This window comes from Desulfonatronum sp. SC1 (genome assembly GCF_003046795.1).
Lineage (GTDB): Bacteria > Desulfobacterota > Desulfovibrionia > Desulfovibrionales > Desulfonatronaceae > Desulfonatronum.
Window position 1 is genome coordinate 1 of record NZ_PZKN01000059.1, and the last position, 6,960, is coordinate 6,960.

At 61.1% G+C, this 6,960-nt stretch carries 5 protein-coding genes; 2 read left to right on the plus strand and 3 right to left on the minus strand.

Annotated features, from left to right (window positions below):
- Positions 1-37 precede the first annotated feature (37 nt).
- Positions 38-265 carry a ferredoxin gene (locus C6366_RS18190; RefSeq protein ID WP_146164924.1) on the plus strand — a complete coding sequence of 76 codons (228 nt, stop codon included), beginning with the start codon at positions 38-40 and terminating at the stop codon, positions 263-265.
- Positions 266-275: 10 nt separating this feature from the next.
- Here C6366_RS18190 and C6366_RS18195 read toward each other — a convergent pair whose 3' ends face one another.
- The 3 genes from C6366_RS18195 to C6366_RS18205 form a co-directional block, all read right to left on the minus strand.
- On the minus strand, positions 276-2,840 hold the full coding sequence (locus tag C6366_RS18195; protein ID WP_107740584.1) for a diguanylate cyclase: 2,565 nt from the start codon (positions 2,838-2,840) through the stop codon (positions 276-278).
- Positions 2,841-2,989: 149 nt separating this feature from the next.
- Positions 2,990-3,979, minus strand: coding sequence for a bile acid:sodium symporter (locus tag C6366_RS18200; protein WP_107740586.1), 990 nt, complete (start codon positions 3,977-3,979; stop codon positions 2,990-2,992).
- Between the two features lie 154 nt (positions 3,980-4,133).
- The gene (locus C6366_RS18205; protein WP_158269861.1) at positions 4,134-5,354 is read right to left on the minus strand and encodes an aromatic amino acid transport family protein; all 1,221 of its coding nucleotides are present in this window, start codon (positions 5,352-5,354) and stop codon (positions 4,134-4,136) included.
- Positions 5,355-5,714: 360 nt separating this feature from the next.
- Between C6366_RS18205 and C6366_RS18210 the strand changes: the two genes are divergently transcribed.
- The coding region (locus C6366_RS18210) for a peptidase U32 family protein (protein ID WP_146164925.1) at positions 5,715-6,960 on the plus strand (1,246 nt) is incomplete at its 3' end.

Consider the following 6,960-nt stretch of genomic DNA (forward strand, 5'->3'; position numbering starts at 1 on the left):
AGATGTGTATAAGAGACAGCCCCCATTCGGAGCAGCCATGCCCGCCCCTTCTCTCCCCCTCGCGGAAGCGAGCCTCGATCTGGAACATTGTACGAGCTGCCAGGCCTGCGTGGAACTGTGCCCGGAGGTTTTCGGTTGGGATGAAGACCAGGAGCTTCCGTATCTGAAAACAAGTCAAGGAAACGAAGAGGACTTGCGCAAGGCCGCAGCCTACTGCCCCAAGGACTGCATCCAGGTCACGTCCTTGCAGAGGAAGACGCCATAAGGAAAAACAGCTAACCGCTCCGCTCCCGGGCCAAGGCGGCCTCTTCATGGCGTTCCTGACTTTCCAGGGCCTTGGCCAGCACGCCCCAATACGCGCCCTGTTCCGGAAACAGGGCCACGCTTTGCCTGGCCAGGGTTTCCGCGATTTCGGCGTCCTCGCCCTGTTCGAGATACATTTTGGCCAGCAGGTGCATGGCCAGGGCGTCCTTGGGATTGTGCACCAGAGCTTGATGCAGATGCTCCCTGGCCTGTTCGAGGTTGCCTTCCCGCAGTTCCAGGCGGGCCAAGTGACGGTGCGTCACGCCTTCGCCGCCCGGGACCGATCGGGCACGGGCATAGTAGTCCCGAGCCGCCTCCACGTCGTCGCTCTGTTCGGCCATTTGCCCCAGACGGATCAGGCTGAACATGTGCTCCGGATCCAGTTCCAGGCAGCGCTCGAAATAACGCCGGGCTTGATCGGGCTCGTCTTGCTTCAGCAGGGTGTGCCCCTGATTGTAGGTGGCCATGATGTCGTCAGGAGCCTGGCGCAGAATTGCCGCGAACTGGGCCGAAGCGTCGCCGTATTTGCCCAGCCGGGCATAACAGACCCCCAGGGAGTTTCTGGCGATGAGGTTGGTCTCGTCCGCCAGCAGGGCCAGCTTGTACTCTTCCATGGCGGAATAGACGTCTCCGCTGGAAAAGGCCCGGTCCGCGCTGACCGTCAGAGAGGTGGAACAGAAGACCACGGCGTTGGGCTCGGACAGCAGCAGGGCGTGCTCCAGGGCCTTGCGGCTGTTCTCCAGCGTATCCGCCTTGGTGAAGTTCAGCCAGGGATACTCCGCCAAACCCACGTAGGCCGTTCCGCGCAACGTTTCCCCGGAGTCCCGGACCAGGGCCTTTGCCGAGTCCTCCAGACTCCGAGCGTCGGACTCCGGAACCAGGCAGGCCAGGGTGCTGAAGCTGAACCGGCCGAGGACCATGTCCGGCCCCAATTTTCCGGCGGCCATGGCCCCGAGTTGATGTATTTTGCGCTCCACGTCGCCGTGGTCCAGCGGCTCCGACTCCATGGAGCCGCCTTCCAGAAAGATCAACATCACGGCAAACCGAGTATGTTTCTGGCGAAAGCCCGCCCAATGCCGCGAAAAATCATGGGCCTGCAAGGGCATCCAAGCCCGCGCCCCTCTGGAAAACAGTTCCCCTTCGCCCTCCGCTTCCCGGCTCGTGTATTCGCGTCCTCCGGCGTCCGCCTCGGAAGCAGACTCCAGGGCGTCATCCAGAACCTCATCTCCTTGGCGACTCGCGAACTGCTCCCGTTCTCCCACGCCCGCCACCCCGAACACGGACCGTCGGCTCCCCGGATGCAGGATGGTCAACTGGTCTTCCGGCACGATGGCGCAGCCGGGGTCGTGCAACAGAACGATCTCGGCCACGGAGGTCTCGCCCTGAACCTCGACCAACTGGATTTCAGCCTTGCAAAATCGGGACGGCGGCGCCTCTTTTCCTCCCGGCTCCAGAGGCGCGGCAGCGCCAAAACCGTTCTCCCGAGGCGCGGCCCAGACAAGAAAACGCTGTCCTTCCCGAGCGTCCACGGAGCGTCCCAGGCTGATCAGAACACGGCTCATGGGTAAAACATCCAGCACGATGCCGCTTTCCCGGAGAATGCCGGAAAACCCCCGGATTCTTCCCGGGCCGTGCTCCCGGGCGTCGCGCAGGGCCCGCCGGGCTTTTTCCAGCATCAACCCGGTCTGTTCCCGGACCGAACGCCGGAGTTGCCGACCATGGAAGTCCTGGGGGTAGGTCACGAATCCCTGGCTGACGGAAAGCCTGATTCGCTCGCCGTTGATCTTGTTTTCACAGCGCAACTCCGAGACTTCCCGGGCCAAATTCGCCGCCAATTGATGGCATTTCGTCGTGGTGGCCCCGGAAAAACAAATGGCCAGGGTATCCTCGCGCAACCTGGCGCAGATGGCCTGTTCCGGAGCCATACGGGCGACGAGCCGCGCCAGGTCCTGGAGCACCAGGTCACCGAACTGATATCCCCAGCGCTCGTTGATCCGCGAAAAACCGTCCACATCCAGACAGATCAGCCCCACGCTGGCACTGAACTCGGATACCCCGTCCTCCAGGCTGCCCGGGGTGTCCGGCCACAGTCCGCGGTGTACCAGCCGAATTTCCCGACTCAGGTTTTGTTCCAGACAAACCGCGTTGGCCAAGCCCGTGAGCGGGTCCACCTGGGTCTTTTTATGCAGCAGCAGATTGTCCATGACCTGACGGCACAGACAGGACCACAGGTGAAGGGTGTTCTTGGTCACTCGACCGGGCACGTTGCGGGCCACGAAAATGCCCAAAAGCTCTCCATGGCGATGCAGGGGCAGCAAGGCTTTCTTTTCCTGGGAATGATAGACGGGAACAAGACGTTGCCCCTGGTCGTCGACCACGAGCATCTCACGAGGAGGATGGGGCGGGAAGTACAGTCCGTAGGAGGAAAACGACAGGAACCCGGCCATGGCTTGGCGCAGTTCGGATTCCAGGGTGATCATGTCCTGGCGCTCAAGGCGAATGTTTGATTCCGAGGTATCTTGCGTCTTAATAAACATCCGGAAAAATCCTGAGCCGACCCGTCGGGCCGACCGGCAATCTCCGCCACGACGGTCCGTCGCCTCCACATTGGGGAAGAGAAGTCGAGCGTTTTTTAACTGAAAACCTAGTCGGCTTGGCTAAAAATGTCCACGATGACGGCTCGCGGTTATTGGGCGCCCTCACGGCGCCGCTCGGCCCGTTTCCGGAACCCGTTGGCGACAAAGACGTCCATGACCATTTGCACAAGATGGTAGGCGATGCCCGGAACCATGGCCAGGGGAAAGGCATGAGCGAAATAGCCGGCCCAGACCAGGTAAGAAATGGTCAGTGTTTTTTGGGAGGTATGAATGGTAAAGGCCGATGTGGAGGGCCGGTCCAGGCGGATGCCTTTGGAAATGGCGAAGTTCATGACGAGAATGAGCGCGTGCAGGATGATCATGAACCCGAACAAGCCGATGAAGCCCAGGCCCACCGAGCCGATCACGCCCACGGAACTGGATACGGCATTGAAGATGATCAACAGGACCACGGATTGCGAAAAAATCGAAAACGCCTTTTTGTACGGCGCGATATGATCCTTGATCCATGGCCGCAGGACCTGGCCGAGCACCGTAGGTAAAAGCACGATGGTGCTTAGAGTGAACAAAATGTGTCGCACCGGCAGGGACACGGCCTCCTCCAGATGCAGAAGATCGCCCATGAACCCAAGGATGGCGTTGAGTACCAGCGGGATAGTCAGCAGGGAGAAGAAGTTGCACAAAACACAGATGAACAGGCTCAGGGGGACGTTGCCCAGAGCCATAGCCGTCATCACCGTGCCCGAGGCCACGGTCACCGGGGCCGCGGCGATGATGATCGACCCAATGATGAAGTCGACGTTATCGCCAAAAAACAATGAAGCCAGCACGGCCGTGAGTACGGGGATCAAGATCAGGGCTGAAATCAAGGAGGCCATGAGCACCCGAACATTCTTCATCTGCTCCAGAATGGTGCGCGTATCCAGACTGAATCCGGTGATCAGGAAAGTTAGAAAGATGGCGTAATTGAGGATCTGATGTTCCTTGACGAACACGCCCAGGCCGGGAACCACGAAAGCCAAGGCCGAAACTACGGCCATGCCGACAAAGAACCAATGTTTTTTGAGGAAGGGGATCATGATGATGGAGCGGCTCAGGGTTCAAAATATGGAAATGTAGGGGCCAATGGCGTGTCCTTATCGACAATTCCTTGCTGGTGCAATCATCGAAACGTGCCTCCAAAACCCGGGAGCACGCCCCTTAAAACCCGCGCCCACAAGAAACGGGACGAACTCAGAACCCAGCCGCGTGAGGATGCAGGCGCAACAGGCCGGTCTCGCTCATAATCTCCAACCCGAGGATGGCCGCCGCGAAGAGCAGGCCTATCAGGCAGAGCAGTCGAAGAATCGGCCCTCGCCGCCGGTCCATGAGTACGATCAACGTAGGCAGGATGCCGAACAGGATCACGATGCCCACTCCGCCCACGATGTCCAGGGCCTTCAAGAAAATGTCCGGATAGATCAGGCCGATGGCCAGGGGCGGCAGGAAGGTCAGGGCGACCACGAGCAGGCGGTTGTTCACTCCGAAGGTATTCAGGGTCAGGTCGCGCAGAAAGCTCAGCAGGCCCAGGCCGTTGGCCAGAAACGAGGTACAGATGGCCACCAGGGCAAAAAAAGAAGCGAACAACGTGAACGACGTACTCTGGATGATCGCGCCCATGGGCACAGTGGCCGGGGTGTTCGTCTTCCAGGCATCCAGAATGCTGTTCTCTCCGGTCAGGGGAATCACGCCGATGCCCACCGTCACCCACAAGGCGTTCATCACGAAGGCCAACAGCATCCCCAGCAACACCGCCCGTCGGAAGGTGGCCATGTCCCAGCGCAGGTTCGCGGTGACCGTGGGAATGATGTTGTGAAAGTGAAACGCGGTGACGATGATCGGCAGGGTCGCCGGAAGAAAGGCCCAGTCCGTGTAGCTCATTCGGGAAGCGTCAATGTGCCCACCGCCCATGAAGACCAAAAGAGCGAAGGTCCCGGCCAGGATCAGCACCAGCATGGTGTTCAGGCGCTGGATCAGGCTGAGGTTGATACAGGTCAGGGTGATCAACGGGACGGCGAACAGCAGGGTGACCAAGGTCTGCTGCGCCTCCATGCCCAGCAGGCTGGCCACGATCTTCGCGCCGCCGGTGAAATACGCGGTCAGCAACCCGTACAGAATGATCATGTTCGCGGCGATGGCCGCCCACTTGCCCGTGGAGCCCAGAAACGTTTCGTACAGGGAGGGATAGTCGAAAGTCTCGCTGCGGCTTCTAGCCGCTTGGTCGCCAAGGATCTGGGCCGTGAGAAACATCATGGCCCCGCCAGCGACCATGGCCAGCAGCGACGGCCACAGCCCGGCCAGACCGGTGTTGATGGGCAGCCCCAGAATTCCCGCGCCAACGAGGTTTCCGGCGATCAACGCCGCGGCGGCGATGGTCGCCCCGGCTCCCAGTCCCGTCGAACGAGTACGATCCATGGCCATGCCTCCTGCTTGGTAGTTTCAGCGGACAACCAAAGTCCCTGACATGAAAAGACGTCCTTACGCTCGAAACCCGCAAATAATCAATCCATTGAACGCCGCGGGGCGAATGCGGCGCTTGTACGCCCAGCAAGTTTGTTTTACGGGTATCTAGTCAGCACATTTTGTGTCCGCTCTTGTTCCGGCAATCGGGGTCGGGATCGGAATCGGAACAGGAAAAATTTGAACGCATCCCAGCGTTTTCGATCCCGATTCCGACTCCGACCCCGGCAACGGCATTACTCTGTGCTGAGTAGTTACATTTACGGATGCATACCCCTCACCCTTCATCCCCCCCCTTCACCTTCGGACCATGCCATGCAAACCACCTCTTCCCCATCCTCTTTGACCACGCCCCCGGAAATCCTCGCTCCCGCCGGGGACCGGCAGGCATTCCTCGCGGCCCTGGCCGCGGGTGCGGATGCCGTATACTGCGGCTTGAAGCATTTTTCAGCCCGGATGGAGGCGGAAAACTTCTCACTGAACGAACTGGCCGAGCTGACGGATTTGGCCCATGCCAAGGGCCGAAGGGTGCTGGTGGCCATGAACACGCTGGTCAAGCCCGGAGATCTCGCCGCTGCCGGTCGGCTGGTGGACCAGTTGCAACGCCATGTGCGTCCGGACGGACTGATCGTGCAGGACCTGGGACTGCTGGCCCTGGCCGGGCAGTGCGGTTTTTCCGGTGAACTGCACCTGTCCACCTTGGCCTGCATGAGCACGGTTTCCGGGCTGCAAGCCGCGGAGCGTCTCGGAGTTCGGCAGGTGGTCCTGCCCCGGGAGCTGCACCTGGATGAAATCAAGCTGATGGCCGAGGCCTGCCCGCCGGGGATGCATCTGGAGGTGTTCGTTCACGGGGCGCTCTGCTACGCCGTGTCCGGGAGGTGCTACTGGAGCAGCTACATGGGCGGCAAGAGCGGGTTGCGCGGACGCTGCGTCCAGCCCTGCCGCCGCCGCTACACCCAGGAGAACCGCCGGGGCGGATTCTTTTCCTGCCAGGACCTGAGCCTGGACGTCCTGGTCAAGACCTTGCTGGACATCCCGCAAGTGCGCACCTGGAAGATCGAGGGCCGCAAGAAAAGTGCCCACTACGTCTTCTATACCACCACCGCCTACCGCCTGCTCCGGGACGAGGCCGTTTCCGTGCGCTCCCGAAAAGAGGCCGCCGCCCTGCTGGAAATGGCCCTGGGCCGTCCCGGGTCCCATGCCGGGTTTCTGCCTCAACGCCGATATATCCCACTTGCGCCGGACAGCCACCTTGGCTCCGGCCTGCTGGCCGGCCACGTACCCAAGGACGCCAAAACCCCGTTCATCCGGCCCCGCATCCCGCTGCTTCCCGGGGACCTGCTCCGCCTGGGCTCCGAGGATCAACCCTGGCACCGGGTCATCCGCGTCACCCGGCCGCTGCCCAAGGGCGGTCGGTTCGATCTGGCGACCGGGCCCGCTAAAAGCCGGACCGTCGGCCGCTTTGATAATCAAGGGAAGAGAGGGGCAAAGGCCCCGGACGGAGGAGGGCGTCCAGGAAACGACAAGCCCGGCGGAAGATACGCGGCGGACACCCCGGCCC